Genomic DNA, 14,705 nt, shown 5'->3' on the forward strand with positions numbered 1-14,705 from the left:
ATCAGTGATTTTAGATAAAAACGGTTTCAAAAAGCACTTTTCAAACAAGTTCATTTTTGTGTCACATTCATCAAAATACCTCATTTCATTAGTACAACTTTCTAGATTTCTTTTGACTAACTGGAGTAAGATATAGACATCAAGAAAAGAAAAACATCATTTGTCCAATAAAGGAGAAAATAAAAATGAATACACAAATTATTTCCTATGTAGCTCAAATGGAAGCAGCTTTAATGAACCAAATGGAAGATCATAATGAAGAAAATTTATTGTTCTCTATTGCTTCTGATATGATTGCAAAAGAACAAGATCAATACGAAAATGTTTGCCAAGCATATGAAGTGGTAAAACATCACTTAATCGGCTTGCATTAATCCCATCCTTTTGAAATAACATCTACTACAAAACAAACCCGCATCTTCCCTGAAGATGCGGGTTTGTTTTTTGTACATTTTTCGTCGAAAAGCAGTTAGTCCAGTCCACGCTCTTTTATTGCGCAAAAGGTGATACCATTTTTTTGAACTGCGCTAAGCTCGTTTGTTGATCGCTGTAAAGGCGTTTAATTTGGTAGATATCATCATATGGATTGTTGTAGCCAGGCTTTGTTGAAAATGCCATTGTAAACCCAGCTTCTTTCACCGCATAAATAATATTGGCATTATATTGACCAAATGGATAGGCAAAGGCTTTTGCATTCGGTATAAACGTTAAACTGCGCTTTAAATCTTCTACGACCTCATGGTAAGGAATCAACAACATTTTCCCTTTATTTCCAATCATATCGTGTAAATTATAGGTGTGCGATTCAAACGTAAAGACATCTTGCATATAATCCATATCTTGTTTTGACAGTGCTTGTAAATCATTATAATTAAACAGTTGTTCTGCAGGTGAATATTCATTACGATAAGTAATTAAAAATTGAGTTGCTTGAAATCCATAATTTTTTAATATTGGATAGGCATATTCTCTTGTAGATAATAAACCATCATCAAATGTCAAAACAATGGAATAAGCAGGCAATGTAATTTCATTGCGCATAAAGCGCACTAAATCATCCGTACTAACCGTTTCATATTTTTTATCTTTCAAATACTTCATTTCATGAGCAAATTGGGTATCTGTTATCGTTGTACTTACATTTTTAAAGCGTCCTAATTCATTCTCCTTTAAGAAATGATGGTACATCATAACAGGTACGCCACGATCTAATGCTACCTTAGAACTGTGAATATAACCTTCACGTCCACCTATTGTCGTAACATACCAATTCTGCTCTTTTCGTAAAATGGGGTAGCGTCGATTTACATCCAACTTTGCAAATGGCTGTAATTTTTTCGCTGTTCGATCGTAAATTTCATTATTCCCTGATATTGGGATGAAATACTGATTTTTTACTGCATTATCATTACCGCTATTTTTAAAAGACGGCGTATTGACAAATTTTATTTTTGATTTTTCCACATAAAGGAACGTTTTGCCCCACCGTACTTGAACATACATTTCATCTATAACATTGGCAATTTCTAACTGTTGCCCTTTTAACAGTGTCGCAATCGACATTGGTTGTTCTCGGCGAAGATCATAGAGAACAGCATTTTCCAACGCTTCAATATAGCCATTTTGTTTACTTGGCGGGGTTGTTGGTGATGTTGGTGGTGTCGGCGTAGGTTTTTCAACCGGCTTTGTTGATGGATCAGTGGTGTCCTGCCCTTTTTCTTCTGTAACAAAATTACTATGTACAAAACCCAGTCGTCCGTTCACAGCAATTCCGTACCAACTGCCCATTTTACTATATAAAGGGAAACGAACACCTTCCGATAATGTTGCAAATTGCACTAGTTTGTTACCGGTATTATCATAAACAGGCGTTACCTTTGTTGCTACAATGTAATCTCTTACTTTGACAACAGAAGGTACGTTATTTTGATATGTCTTGGATGGAACAACAGTCGTGTATCGTTTATCTACATAACCGTAGTTACCTCCCCAACGAATTTGCCACCAATTAGGTCCATAATCTTTTGTCACTTCAAATGTTTGTCCTGCTGATAATGTTCCTACTTGTTCAAGTGAGCCTGAACGATTATCAAAGACAGTTGCTTCCTCATTCACTTGAATAACTATACTACTGGCATGTACCTTGTGCACGAATGGTAATAGCAGCATGAATAGGAGCAAGTACACAATGCGTTTCAATTTCTTCACCTCATAAAACTAATTTTTCTTATGATTCATCCATAAAATCATATGGAGATATGCCATCCATTCCAATCATTGGATGGATGGATGGTAAGGTTTCGACCGTTAGCTGTAGCACAGTCGTAGCATCCTCTTGTTGATTGTTCTCTTCATTTTGTTGCGTTTGCGTCTCCTCCACTAATATAACCTCATTAGATGCTTCCATTGGGTTAAGTCGTGCGCGCAGAGACGTGAAGCGTTGTAAATCGTCTGTTCGTTGTAAACCGCTAGCTAGCACATCTGGTTCACCACATAAAATTAAGAAATTTTTCGCACGTGTAATACCAGTATATAATAAATTACGACGTAGCATTTTCGAATAGCCACGCACCACTGGCATAATCACCGTTTGAAATTCTGAACCTTGTGATTTATGAATGGAGCAACAATAAGCCAATGTTAATTGATTAAGATCGCTGCGCTGATAAGTTACTTCAATTCCATCAAAAGACACGACAAGTAAATCCTGCTTCTCCACCGTTTCCTTTGCTTTAATAATACTAATGACTTCACCCATATCCCCATTAAAAACATTGCTTTCTGGCTGGTTTACAAGCTGTAATACTTTATCCTTTATGCGATACGTTACATCACCAAAGACAAGTTCCTTTCTTGTACCAGTATCATTCGGATTGACAAGCGCTTGAATCAATTTATTTAAGTTATCAATTCCGGCTGGTCCTTTATACATCGGTGCTAAAACTTGGATATTTCGGATTTCTTGCCCTTTTGCTACTGCACTTTTCACAACTTGTGTTACAACATTTGCCACTTGCTCTGAAGAAGCTTTAATAAAGGAACGATCCGATGTTTTCATCGTTAGATCATTTGGAATTGTACCACGTTTAATCTGATGGGCGAGTTCAATAATGGTTGAACCTTCCGCCTGACGATAAACATCTGTCAGTTCAACAGTTGGTATTTGTTGCGAAGCAAGTAAATCTTTGAGCACTTGTCCTGGACCTACTGGCGGTAGCTGATCTTGATCGCCAACAAAAACAACTTGCACATCCTCATGTAATGATTTTAATAATTGATGGGCAAGCCATGTATCTACCATGGACATTTCATCGACAATGATCAGTTTTCCAGTAACCTCTCGCTCCGTTTCTTCCTCTTTCTCCTGACCTGTAAAGCCTAATAAGCGGTGGATGGTCATCGCAGGTAGTTCCGTAGACTCAGCTAGACGTTTAGCTGCACGACCTGTTGGTGCACATAAAATAATAGGGAACGGCTCTTCTTTTTGCGCATATTCCTTTGGATTTAGTGAAAGACCGTGAAGTTTGGCATATACTTCAACAATGCCCCTAACAACCGTCGTTTTTCCTGTACCAGGACCACCTGTTAAAATCATGACAGCTGAATTAAGTGCTTGTTCAATTGCAAAAGCTTGTGTTTCTGCATATGTGACACTTAACAATGCTTCTGTTTCGCCGATTGCCTTGCGAATTTCATCTTTACTAAAATGCTTCGCTTGACTATTGCGTTCCGTTAGCGCAATTATTTTTGAGGCAATACCAATCTCCGAAAAATATAGAGATGGCAAATATAGTCTCGTTTCTTCACCATAGATTTTATTTTCCTCACGCAAATCGATACATGCCTTGGAAATTGCTTCGTATGGTATTTCTTGGCGTTGACTTTGCTCCAGCATATCTTTCACTTGTGGTAATACATGTTCCGCATCTAAAAATACATGACCATCCGATAACGCTGCTGTATTTAGAATATGTAAAATAGCCGCCTTAATACGGTCAGGATGATTGCCTGTAATACCTAATTTTGCACCAAGCTCATCTGCCCGAAAGAAACCGACACCGTCCACATCTTCAATGAGTCGATAAGGGTTTTCAGTTAAAAAATCAATCGTCTCTGTACGATATGTTTGATATATTTTCATACCGAGCTGCGGGCCAAATCCCCATTCATTTAACTGAATCATAACCCGTTCCAATCCAAGATTTTGCTCAATGGTACGATGAATAACTTCCTTTTTTTCAGCAGATAGTCGTGGTACACCATCAAGGACATTCGGGTCTTCTAATATAAGACGGATTGTATTGGGTCCAAGTTTCTCTACAATTGTTTCAGCCGTTTTTTTTCCAATACCAACAAATAAATCACTCGATAAATAATGAACGATACCTTGCTCAGTTGCGGGCACTTCTTTTGTAAAGGTTTCAACTTGAAATTGTACACCATATTTTGGATGCTGTCTCATCGTTCCTGTAAAACGATATTGTTCGTCCATTTGCAATTGTGGGAAATAACCAACGACAATAATTTCCTTATCTTCATATTGCAAATTTGTTTCTTGAATTTTCACGCGCACAATAGAATACATATTTTGAACATTATGGAAAATAGAGACAATCGGACGTCCAAGAATAAATAGCTTATTCAGTTCAAATAAATCTAGATTTTCTGTCATTATCGATTCGTCTCCTTGCTTGTATATTTCAATCCTATTATTTTACCACAGCGCATGAAGAAAAATCGTTTTATCTAGAAAATCCTCAAATTTTTTAACATTATTTTGACAAATGATGAATTACGGCTATTTTAACACTAAGCATGCTATGATATACAGTAAGAATTTGTTGTTTGGAAGGATTGTGAAGCTAGTGGAATTTAGACCTTGCATCGATTTACATGATGGCAAAGTAAAACAAATTGTTGGAAGCACGCTAGGATATGCAGATCAAGAAGTTATCGAAAACTTCATTTCAGAATATGAGCCTAGTTATTATGCCAACATGTTTGCAAAAGATCAATTAGTAGGCGGGCATGTTATTATGCTTGGTAGTGGCAATGAACAAGCCGCACTAGCAGCCTTAACAGCTTACCCAGGAGGATTACAAGTCGGCGGTGGCATAACGACTGAAAACGCTAAAAAGTACATAGATGCAGGTGCTTCGCATGTAATCGTGACATCGTTTATCTTTCATGATGGACAACTCGACGTCAATCGCTTAGAGCAACTCGTTAAGCTAATCGGTAAAAAACATCTTGTAATCGATTTAAGTTGCCGGATGCGTGATGGAAAGTGGTTTGTAGTCACAGATAAATGGACAAAATTTAGTGATTTTGAAGTCAACCCACAAAACATTTCCTACATTGAAGAATTTTGTGATGAACTATTGATTCATGCAGTGGATGTTGAAGGAAAAAAAGGTGGGATGCAGGAAAGCTTAGTGCGAGATTTAGCAGCTTGGACATCTATTCCAACAACCTATGCAGGTGGCGTTCGTTCTTTAGAGGACTTAGAAAAATTCAAAGCCATTTCAAATGGAAAGCTACATGTCACAATCGGTAGCTCACTTTCTATTTTTGGTGGAGATTTACCTTATACGGAAGTTGTGAACTATTGTAAAAAAGGCGGGATACTGTGAAACTTATCTATAAAGATTATGTTTTTCCATTTAGAGAAACCAATTTAGAACGGATTATTGATGGCAAATATTTCAAAGTTAACACGTTAGATGATTCCTTATCATTACAGATTCAACTTGATAATGAACAAATGCTACTTGAGTTTTCAAAATCATTAAAAGCAACTTGTAGTTTCCTACGCGATCAAGAAAATGAGCCATATATTGGCACTTATATCGACTTGCAAATTTTTGTTGAAGAATTCAATAAGCGTTACAATTTAAATGCAAAAATTATTGTATAATAACCCAAACTATAGACAACATACTTGAGTGTTTTCTCTTAAAGTATGTTGTCTTTTTTTTGAAGAAAATGCATCTTGCACAGCAATGAGTGGAAACAGGACATACTAACAAGAAATTACACCTTTTCGTAGAGTGTAAATTTCTAATTTCCCGTCCTTTTTGTTAAGCTTAGAAGAAGAAATACATATGTTGTAGCCAATTAACCAATACGTGTCCTACCTCGCACTAAAAGAAAGGATTTTTTAAGATGACAAATGAACTTGAAGCCACAACTATTAAAACACTCCAAACAGAACTTACTCGCTTCTTCTTAGCTTATAAATTTGCGTTAAACGAAGTGGAAACAAAAATCAATATTTTGCAAGAAGAATTTAAGCTTATGCACGAATATAATCCAATTGAACATGTCTCCACTCGAGTGAAGTCACCAAAAAGCATCTTATTAAAGATGAAGAAAAAAGAGCTGACACCTGCCATCGATAGTATTCGCGAAAATATTCGGGATATAGCAGGCGTCCGTATTACGTGCTCCTTTGTAGAAGATATTTATAAAGTAAGTGCGATGTTGCAAGCACAAAATGATATTGAAATAGTGGACGTAAAAGACTACATCGCGTATCCAAAAGAGAATGGCTATCAAAGCCTACATCTTATTATTAAAATTCCAATTTTCATGTCCGATCGAATGGAAAAAGTCTATACGGAAATTCAAATACGAACGATTGCAATGGATTTTTGGGCAAGTCTCGAGCATAAAATTTACTATAAATACAATAAGGAAGTGCCTGCACATATTCGTAAGGAACTAAAAGAAGCGGCATTACAAGCTGCTGAATTAGATCGTAAAATGGAACGTCTCAATAAAGAAATCAATATTTTAAAGGCTAATGATACTGAATCGTCCCTGTTAGACACAACACCTATTGCGCATTTAGCACAATACTTATCACAACTGACATTTGACAGCGCAGTTAAAGACAACAAATAATGACTCAAGCAAATAAAAAGTGATAGATTGACTGCCGTCAATCTATCACTTTTTTGTTACCATTGATGCCTGCTTCGACGGCGCTTTCCGCTCAGTACAGTAAGCCGCAACCCTCGCTAGTGCGCGGAATGCCCGAGCAGGAGTCTGCCTTCGCTACCATCAACTAGCGTTCTATTCTTGCAAAAGAAAGAATGGCTGACAACTTTGTCCTTGTTTCATTTCTTCAAGTTTTGTCTCGCCCGCTTTAATTAAATCGTTGTGCAATCATATCGTAAATATAACGAGCTTGATCGTATTCAGGTTGAATGGTAAATGCCTGCTTTAAATGATACATCGCATCTTCTGTTTGTTCAGTGGATACAGCATACAGCACACCTAAGTTATAATGAGCATCTGCATTATTCCAATCCTGTTCGATTAAATAATCTAACTCCTTCTTACCTTCCTCGAACATTTCTAATGCACAGAGCACGATTGCATATGCTAGGCGAATTTGTGTATCCTCTGGTGCAATTTCTGCCGCACGTTGTAAGTATGGCAAAGCAAGCTTCGGATTTTCCATTCGTTCAAAGCACTTGCCCATCATATAATAAACATCCGCACCTGCAATTTTATGCTTCACAGCTTGCTCATAAAGTTTTAACGCCTCGGCATAACGTTCCGCATTATAATATAAATTAGCTAAACCATAATAAGCTGTAGCTGCCGTTTCATCTACAGTAATTGCTTTTTGAAAAAAACGCTCTGCTCGTTCTGTATCTTCTAGGACCGCCAATAAATTCCCAAAATTCACATAGCCAATTGCATTTTCAGGCTCTGCTTCAATTGCTTTGGTAAAAAGCTGTGCAGCATCCTCATAACGTTTCTCTTGAAACGCTAGTATTCCTTGCTCGTTAAAATCCAAATCATTTCACCTCTATGTAGCGAAAAGACTGCACATCTGATCGCTCTTTCGTGTACACCAAGATTATTTGCTCGATGCACTTTAAAGTTTAGCGTCGCAGTCTTTTTCGCGAGTTATCCAACGTATGTTAGTTTTTCATTGTTTTTAAAAACTTCATCAATTGTACCTCCACCTAAGCAAACTTCACCGTCATATAAAACAACAGCCTGTCCAGGTGTTATAGCACGTACAGGTTCTGCAAACACAATATGTGTACGACCATCTTCTAAAATTTCTACCTCTACAGGAGTATCTGTTTGACGATAGCGGAATTTCGCAGTACAAGAAAATTTCCCGGGCAATTTTTTTGTCGAAGTATAGCCCATTTTCACTGCTGTTAGCGATGTTGAGTATAAAGCATCATGGTGGAATCCTTGACCGACAAGCAACACATTACGTTCTAAATCTTTTCCAAGGACAAACCATGGCTCACCGTCTCCACCTATGCCAAGACCATGACGTTGACCTAATGTATAGTACATTAACCCATCATGTTGCCCCATTACTACGCCATCCATCGTTTCCATTTTGCCAGGTTGAGCAGGTAAATATTGACTTAAAAACTCTTTGAAATTACGCTCTCCGATAAAGCAAATACCTGTTGAATCCTTTTTCTTAGCTGTAGCAAGCCCTGCTTCTTCTGCAATTTTACGCACTTCTTTTTTCTCGATATCCCCAATTGGGAACATAACATGCGCTAATTGCTCCTGTGATAGTTGGTTAAGGAAATACGTTTGGTCCTTATTATCATCTACACCACGAAGCATACGTACTTCGCCATCCCCACTGCGATCAATACGTGCATAGTGACCTGTTGCTAGATAATCTGCACCAAGATTCATGGCATGCTCTAGGAATGCTTTAAATTTAATTTCTTTATTGCACATTACATCCGGGTTTGGTGTGCGTCCCGCTTTATATTCTTCTAAAAAGTATGTGAAAACTTTATCCCAATATTGCTTTTCAAAATTGACAGCATAATAAGGAATACCGATTTGATTACATACTTTAATTACATCTTCGTAATCTTCTGTCGCGGTACAAACGCCATTTTCGTCTGTATCATCCCAGTTTTTCATAAAAATACCAATTACTTCATACCCTTGTTGCTTTAACAAATAGGCAGCAACGGAAGAGTCTACCCCACCTGACATGCCGACGACGACACGGATTTGTGATGGGTCACGTGTTTCGATCATTGTGGTCACCTTTTCTTTTATTCAATTCATTTAAACCTTACTTTTTGGCTTTATTTATAGTAAAAGCTTCTTTGATAAGGGTTTAAAGTTATCTTTTGTAGCAAATTATTTTGCCAATTTTTTCACAATCGTAGCTGTTTTTTCTGCTGCTTGACGTACATCTTCTTCAGTTAGTCCTTGGCCAAAGCTAAAGCGAATAGAGTTTCGCAACTCATCTGCCCCTTTTCCATACATCGCTACTAACACATGTGAAGGATCAATAGTACCTGCTGTGCAGGCAGAGCCACTGGATGCGTAAATGCCAGCCATATCTAGGTTCACTAAAAATGACTCTACCTCCATATTAGCAAAACTAATATTTAATACGTGCGGCAGGACATTTTGAGGATCACCATTGACATGAAATGCTAACTTTTCATGTGAAAAAACATCCAACATAATTTGTTTAAAGCGATTGTACAGTGCTCGCTTACTTTCGCGCAACTCACTTGCATTTTGAGCAGCTGTAGCAAAGCCAATAGCAGCAGGAATATTTTCCGTACCTGCACGACGTTTTTTCTCTTGTGAACCGCCAAATGCATAGCTTGCAAGTGGTGTACCTGTCTTTTGATAAAGGAAACCAATTCCTTTTGGTCCATTAATTTTGTGCGCTGAGACACTTAATAAATCAACCTGCAAAGCAGTTACATCAATGTTTTCTAAGCCGTAAGCCTGTACGGCATCCGTATGGAACGTCGCTTTATGTTCCCGTAACAACTGACCAATTTCAGCAATTGGTTGAATTGAACCCACTTCGTTATTCCCGTACATAATTGTTACTAAAATTGTATCTTCACGTAGCGCTTGTCGCACCGCTTCTACAGTTATGCGCCCGTTGGCATCTACTGGTAAATAGGTCACTTCAAAGCCATCTTTCTCCAACTTCTCACAAGTATGTAACACCGCATGATGCTCAATCTGAGTTGTAATAATATGCTTACCTTCATGAGCACGAGCATTAGCTGTGCCAATAATTGCCGTATTATCCGCTTCCGTACCGCCACTTGTTAAAATAATTTCCGTTGGCTTTGCTCCAATGGATTGTGCCAATATATCACGTGCCTGATCTAAATATTTTCGCGCCTCACGCCCAGCTCCGTGAATACTCGATGCATTGCCAAATACATTACGCATCGCTAAAGTCATGGCGTCTATTACCTTGTCATTCATCGGAGATGTAGCCGCATGATCAAGATAGATGTTTGCATTCATGTTGAAAACTCCTTTATACAAAAACACTAAAGTACTGTCTATTCCCAAGAGGCGAAAACGCTGCATGTTAAATGGTCCATCTTTGCACAACATGCAGAGTGGCGAAAACATGGCAGCATATAAACCGTTGGAGGTGCTTTAGTCTAATAAAATTAAATATAGAACATATAGCCGTCTACTACATTTTCCTCTGTATACTGCGCTAAATCTTCAATAGTCGTAGTATCTAATACATTTTTTACAGCATCACGAATTCGTAGCCATAGCTCTCGTTGAGGTGCTTCCTCATTTTCAATACCTTCTACAGGCTGGATTGGCCCTTCTAATACACTGATAACGTTTGCTGCTGAAATCTCACTAGGTGGATTCGCTAGCATATAACCGCCATACGCTCCACGTACACTTTTTACCAATCCTGAATTACGTAATGGAGACACAAGTTGCTCTAGGTACGCTTCCGAAAGCTCTTTTTCAGCAGCAATTTTACGAAGCGGAATTGGACCTTCTCCATAATGTTTTGCCAATTCAATCATAATCGTGAGACCATAACGGCCCTTTGTAGAAATTTTCATTTTATCACCCTCAATTAGTCTAGTCAAAATACTACCAACAGTATATCATAATCTCCTCTTGAAGAACTCGGAAATACTCTTGGAAGGTTATGATATACTATAATTTAGAACAAACGTACGAAAGGGGATAATGTTTTGCATAACGAACCACTCGCTTATCGGATGCGTCCATTAACGCTTGATGAAATCGTTGGTCAACAAGATTTTGTCGGTCCTGATACGGCTTTATATAAAATGATTCAAAATGGACATGTTCCTTCTATGCTACTGTACGGTGAGCCAGGTATAGGGAAGACATCGATAGCCAATGCCATCGCAGGTAGCTCAAAACTCCCTTTTTTTGCACTAAATGCAACACGTGCTGGCAAAAAGGATGTTGAAGATATTGTACAAGAAGCGAGAATTTCAGGAAAAGTCTTACTGTTTTTAGATGAGATTCATCGCTTCAATAAATTACAGCAGGATACTTTATTACCACATGTAGAAAATGGCTCTATCGTTTTAATCGGGGCTACAACAGAAAACCCCTATCATGATGTTAACCCAGCCATTCGTTCGCGTTGCGGTGAAATTCATCAGTTAAAAAAATTAACTACAGCTAACTTAGTAGAACTTATTCAAAAAGCACTTGCTGATGACAAACGTGGACTAGGGAAATATCATTTTGTACTAACAGCAACTCAAATCGAGCAAATCGCCACTGCAGCTCACGGAGATGCACGCAAGGCATTAACTTTGCTAGAGTCGCTTTATTATGCAAGTGATGAAGTGAACGGACAAACGATTGCTTCTGACCATATTTTAGAACATTTGATTGGTCGAATTGGTGTCTACGGAGATAAGAATGGTTCACATTTCTATAACTTGCTCTCGGCTTTGCAAAAATCCGTCCGTGGCAGTGATACAAATGCAGCGTTGTATTATTTAGCACATTTACTTGAAACAGGTGATTTAGTTGCCGTAAGTCGCCGACTCCTTGTTATGGCGTACGAAGATATTGGTCTTGCTAACCCTCAAGTTGGTACACATATGCTTGCAGCTGTTCAGGCAGCAGAGCGTCTAGGGTTACCTGAAGCACGGATTCCACTTGCTAGCGCTGTTATTGAAATGTGCCTTGCATCAAAATCAAATTCAGCCATTTCCGCAATAGATGCTGCAATTGCAAGCATTCATGCAGGTAAAACAGGAGAGATTCCGCTACATTTACGCGATACACATTATGAAGGTGCCAAAGATTTAGGGCATGTGGGCTACCAATATCCGCATAACAACCCTATTGGGACATTTGGTGGCTGGGTAGACCAACAATATTTACCAGATGAACTTGTAGGGACAGAGTTTTATAAGCCCGTTATTGCAGGAGAGGAAAAACGGATGGCAAGTATATACAACAAGCTTAAATCATTCCATAATTAGTGCCAGGCACTGAAACAATTATGAAAATTTGTTGAAGCCATGCCTGCAAGGCTTCAAAGCAGTCATCGGCTTCTCTAAAAAGAAAAACTGTAGACAACAGGACATTCTTTGTTTGTCTACAGTTTGCCTGTCAGGCTTCTTCCTAAACATCTCCACAATATTAAAAACCATTGTCGTTTTAATGTTCGACAATGGTAGATAGTTATTTCTTAATATATTTTTTAAGCTATTTCTTTCTCTACAAACAATTTAAAGCGTTGTAAACACTGTTTAGCGTCACCTTGTTGAGCAAGCACTTCATCTCTTAAAGCAGATACTTTCTCATAATCTTCTACGACATCCCCGTACAACGCAAAAATGGCCGTTAAAAATTCCTCATTCTCTTCCTGTTCAATACTCGGTAAAGAATAGGCCGCAATCGTTAATAAACTTTCTACTTTTTCTGGTGTTTTTTGTAGCTCATTGGACGCATAAAAAATGGATGCAGCTAAGAAATAACATAACTTTGCACTGCAATCTATAAACAAATGCCAATATGTATTGGCTTTCGGAAGTTCTCCTGCTCTTGCCCCTAAGTATTCCTTATAAAACGTAGTAACCTGTGTATATAAAGGCGTTAAAGATCGCATAGCCTTTGTGTAATTATTAGACGTATCCAAATAGTCAAATACAATACTATTCATTTTTTCTTGAAGCTTTACAATATCTAAGTGATCACGAATTACTTGTATTTCCATTTTCCACTCTCCCATGTTCTCATTTGTTTTGGCAAACGCCATTTCTACTCCCCTTAAGCAGATTTGAACATTCCAAACAAAGCGACCTTTTGTATATATATATTGGAATTATTCAAATTATAGCAATAAACCAAAAGAAGAAGTGAGCTCATGAAAAAAATAAGGCAATTTCGTGAATTGTTAGCATTTTGTGTACGTAAGATTAATTATTTTGGTAAAATTAAACTCTTTGTAAATAGTAGTCAAACAAAAATTGTTCTTTGTCTCGATCAATTATTTCAATAATGCAACCGTTGGCATATTTTTTTATTCTTTGTTTCGGACTATAAAAATACACATTATTTGTAATTAACCATTGGCTTAACGTCAGCTCCGTTGCTGGTTGCTGTTCTGTTAAAATCCTTTTGTGGCGAAGTATATCCGCCATTTTGTAAAAACCATCTGATAATTCATAAGCAGATACATCAAAATTAAAAACAGGTGTCACAACCTGTCCAACATCATAAATATGTATCGTCTTGTTCGCCTCATCAATCGCTAATTCCACTGTGCTAATTTCATCGAATAGATTTAAGCCTCTATATTCCATTTGATAAATTTGCTCCATTATTAATGAATGCCCCCTCTTTTTTAACAGCCCTATTGTATCATAGAAAAAGTGAGCATCAGCCGCATAAATAACATAAGGGAGCATTTTACGTCATTTCTCCTACTGATAGTCATGCCGTAAAAGAAAAGAATCTGCAAGCCATTTTAGGAAAAAGCCAGCCAAACTCGTATTCACAGACACGCTGTGCCCATGTAAGCTCACTGTTCCTAATGGAAAACTTTACAGATTCCTCTTCTAATTAGCATTTTTAAATTGCTAAATTATAGATAAACTACATGTTGCTTGAACGGGGTTTATCCTTGCACGCGGGTAATTTTCACGTCTTCCACAATTTTATTGACTACCCAACTTGCCGCTATTAAACCTGCAACAGAGGGTACAAACGCGTTAGAAGATGGTGGCATTTTCGCTTTGCGGATAGCTGCATCTGGTTTTCCCACATGCTCTACGACATCTGGACGTACAACAATTGGGCTTTCATCCGAGAATACAACGGTTACGCCTTTATGAATACCATCTTTTCGTAATTTTGTACGAATCACTTTTGCTAATGGGTCTGTATGTGTTTTGGAAATATCAGCAATTTTAAAGCGTGTAGGGTCCATTTTATTGGCGGCGCCCATACTTGAAATAATAGGAATGTTACGCTTTAAGCATTCTTTCATAATGTGAATTTTATAAATTACCGTATCGCTCGCGTCGATAACATAATCGATTCCTTGTGCAAAAAATTGCTCATACGTTTCTTCTGTGTAAAACATATGCATATCAATCACTTCACATTCTGGATTAATATCTGCAATTCGCTCTTTCATCACACCAGATTTGGATTTTCCTACTGTTGAAAGATACGCTACTAATTGACGGTTAACATTTGTAATATCTACATTATCCTTATCAACTAAAATAATGCGTCCAATACCACTTCTAGCACATGCCTCGGCAGCAAATGAGCCGACGCCACCTACACCTAAAATGGCTACGGTTGTATTTTTTAATTTTTCGAGTCCTTCAGTACCTATCGCGAGCTCGTTACGAGAAAATTGATGTAACATCCTTACACTCTCCATC

At 37.8% G+C, this 14,705-nt stretch carries 14 protein-coding genes; 5 read left to right on the forward strand and 9 right to left on the reverse strand.

Going from position 1 to position 14,705, the window contains the following annotated elements:
* The first annotated feature begins 185 nt into the window (after positions 1-185).
* Positions 186-374: a hypothetical protein gene (locus I5435_RS15475; RefSeq protein WP_024363120.1), complete on the forward strand. Its 189-nt coding sequence runs from the start codon at positions 186-188 to the stop codon at positions 372-374.
* Between the two features lie 115 nt (positions 375-489).
* Here the strand turns inward: I5435_RS15475 and I5435_RS15480 are convergent, their stop codons facing one another.
* Together I5435_RS15480 and recD2 are read right to left on the reverse strand one after the other, a co-directional pair.
* Positions 490-2,199: a polysaccharide deacetylase family protein gene (locus I5435_RS15480; protein ID WP_337982556.1), complete on the reverse strand. Its 1,710-nt coding sequence runs from the start codon at positions 2,197-2,199 to the stop codon at positions 490-492.
* Between the two features lie 28 nt (positions 2,200-2,227).
* A complete protein-coding gene (gene recD2 / locus I5435_RS15485) occupies positions 2,228-4,672 on the reverse strand; it encodes an SF1B family DNA helicase RecD2 (protein WP_337982557.1) in 2,445 nt (814 codons plus the stop codon).
* A 193-nt stretch (positions 4,673-4,865) separates the two neighbouring features.
* Between recD2 and hisA the strand changes: the two genes are divergently transcribed.
* The 3 genes from hisA to I5435_RS15500 all read left to right on the forward strand — a co-directional run bounded on the left by hisA (position 4,866) and on the right by I5435_RS15500 (position 6,906).
* Positions 4,866-5,633 carry a phosphoribosylformimino-5-aminoimidazole carboxamide ribotide isomerase gene (hisA, locus tag I5435_RS15490; RefSeq protein WP_024363123.1) on the forward strand — a complete coding sequence of 256 codons (768 nt, stop codon included), beginning with the start codon at positions 4,866-4,868 and terminating at the stop codon, positions 5,631-5,633.
* The gene (locus tag I5435_RS15495; protein WP_024363124.1) at positions 5,630-5,917 is read left to right on the forward strand and encodes a hypothetical protein; all 288 of its coding nucleotides are present in this window, start codon (positions 5,630-5,632) and stop codon (positions 5,915-5,917) included. Before hisA ends, I5435_RS15495 begins: the two co-directional genes overlap by 4 nt.
* Positions 5,918-6,165: 248 nt before the next feature.
* Complete coding sequence (locus I5435_RS15500; protein WP_024363125.1) at positions 6,166-6,906, forward strand: GTP pyrophosphokinase; 741 nt, start codon at positions 6,166-6,168, stop codon at positions 6,904-6,906.
* A 244-nt stretch (positions 6,907-7,150) separates the two neighbouring features.
* Here the strand turns inward: I5435_RS15500 and I5435_RS15505 are convergent, their stop codons facing one another.
* From I5435_RS15505 to cymR, 4 genes are all read right to left on the reverse strand, one after another.
* Positions 7,151-7,810, reverse strand: coding sequence for a tetratricopeptide repeat protein (locus I5435_RS15505; RefSeq protein WP_024363126.1), 660 nt, complete (start codon positions 7,808-7,810; stop codon positions 7,151-7,153).
* Positions 7,811-7,923: 113 nt separating this feature from the next.
* On the reverse strand, positions 7,924-9,048 hold the full coding sequence (gene mnmA, locus I5435_RS15510; RefSeq protein WP_024363127.1) for a tRNA 2-thiouridine(34) synthase MnmA: 1,125 nt from the start codon (positions 9,046-9,048) through the stop codon (positions 7,924-7,926).
* A gap of 105 nt (positions 9,049-9,153) precedes the next feature.
* Positions 9,154-10,299, reverse strand: coding sequence for a cysteine desulfurase family protein (locus I5435_RS15515; RefSeq protein WP_024363128.1), 1,146 nt, complete (start codon positions 10,297-10,299; stop codon positions 9,154-9,156).
* A gap of 152 nt (positions 10,300-10,451) precedes the next feature.
* Positions 10,452-10,871 (reverse strand): cysteine metabolism transcriptional regulator CymR, encoded by a 420-nt coding sequence (gene cymR / locus I5435_RS15520; protein WP_024363129.1) that lies wholly within the window; start codon positions 10,869-10,871, stop codon positions 10,452-10,454.
* Between the two features lie 135 nt (positions 10,872-11,006).
* Here cymR and I5435_RS15525 point away from each other — a divergent pair, with 135 nt between their 5' ends.
* Positions 11,007-12,287 carry a replication-associated recombination protein A gene (locus tag I5435_RS15525; RefSeq protein ID WP_229387187.1) on the forward strand — a complete coding sequence of 427 codons (1,281 nt, stop codon included), beginning with the start codon at positions 11,007-11,009 and terminating at the stop codon, positions 12,285-12,287.
* A 221-nt stretch (positions 12,288-12,508) separates the two neighbouring features.
* On the opposite strand, the gene I5435_RS15530 is transcribed toward I5435_RS15525, so the two are convergent.
* The 3 genes from I5435_RS15530 to I5435_RS15540 form a co-directional block, all read right to left on the reverse strand.
* On the reverse strand, positions 12,509-13,066 hold the full coding sequence (locus I5435_RS15530) for a hypothetical protein (RefSeq protein WP_229387189.1): 558 nt from the start codon (positions 13,064-13,066) through the stop codon (positions 12,509-12,511).
* Positions 13,067-13,244: 178 nt separating this feature from the next.
* Positions 13,245-13,631, reverse strand: coding sequence for a hypothetical protein (locus I5435_RS15535; protein WP_024363132.1), 387 nt, complete (start codon positions 13,629-13,631; stop codon positions 13,245-13,247).
* Between the two features lie 296 nt (positions 13,632-13,927).
* Positions 13,928-14,689, reverse strand: a complete 762-nt coding sequence (locus tag I5435_RS15540) for a tRNA threonylcarbamoyladenosine dehydratase (protein ID WP_024363133.1) — start codon at positions 14,687-14,689, stop codon at positions 13,928-13,930.
* Positions 14,690-14,705 lie beyond the last annotated feature (16 nt).

Origin of the sequence: Lysinibacillus sp. C5.1 (genome assembly GCF_016350185.1) — a bacterium.
Classification (GTDB): Bacteria; Bacillota; Bacilli; order Bacillales_A; family Planococcaceae; genus Lysinibacillus; species Lysinibacillus sphaericus.

What these genes read in the sequence shown, in the direction of transcription:
- mnmA (WP_024363127.1), bottom strand. Translation starts at nt 9,048, where the DNA reads ATGATCGAAACACGTGACCCATCACAAATCCGTGTCGTCGTCGGCATG.
- I5435_RS15500 (WP_024363125.1), top strand. Translation starts at nt 6,166, where the DNA reads ATGACAAATGAACTTGAAGCCACAACTATTAAAACACTCCAAACAGAA.
- I5435_RS15540 (WP_024363133.1), bottom strand. Translation starts at nt 14,689, where the DNA reads ATGTTACATCAATTTTCTCGTAACGAGCTCGCGATAGGTACTGAAGGA.
- I5435_RS15530 (WP_229387189.1), bottom strand. Translation starts at nt 13,066, where the DNA reads ATGGCGTTTGCCAAAACAAATGAGAACATGGGAGAGTGGAAAATGGAA.
- I5435_RS15475 (WP_024363120.1), top strand. Translation starts at nt 186, where the DNA reads ATGAATACACAAATTATTTCCTATGTAGCTCAAATGGAAGCAGCTTTA.
- cymR (WP_024363129.1), bottom strand. Translation starts at nt 10,871, where the DNA reads ATGAAAATTTCTACAAAGGGCCGTTATGGTCTCACGATTATGATTGAA.
- recD2 (WP_337982557.1), bottom strand. Translation starts at nt 4,672, where the DNA reads ATGACAGAAAATCTAGATTTATTTGAACTGAATAAGCTATTTATTCTT.
- I5435_RS15535 (WP_024363132.1), bottom strand. Translation starts at nt 13,631, where the DNA reads ATGGAGCAAATTTATCAAATGGAATATAGAGGCTTAAATCTATTCGAT.
- I5435_RS15515 (WP_024363128.1), bottom strand. Translation starts at nt 10,299, where the DNA reads ATGAATGCAAACATCTATCTTGATCATGCGGCTACATCTCCGATGAAT.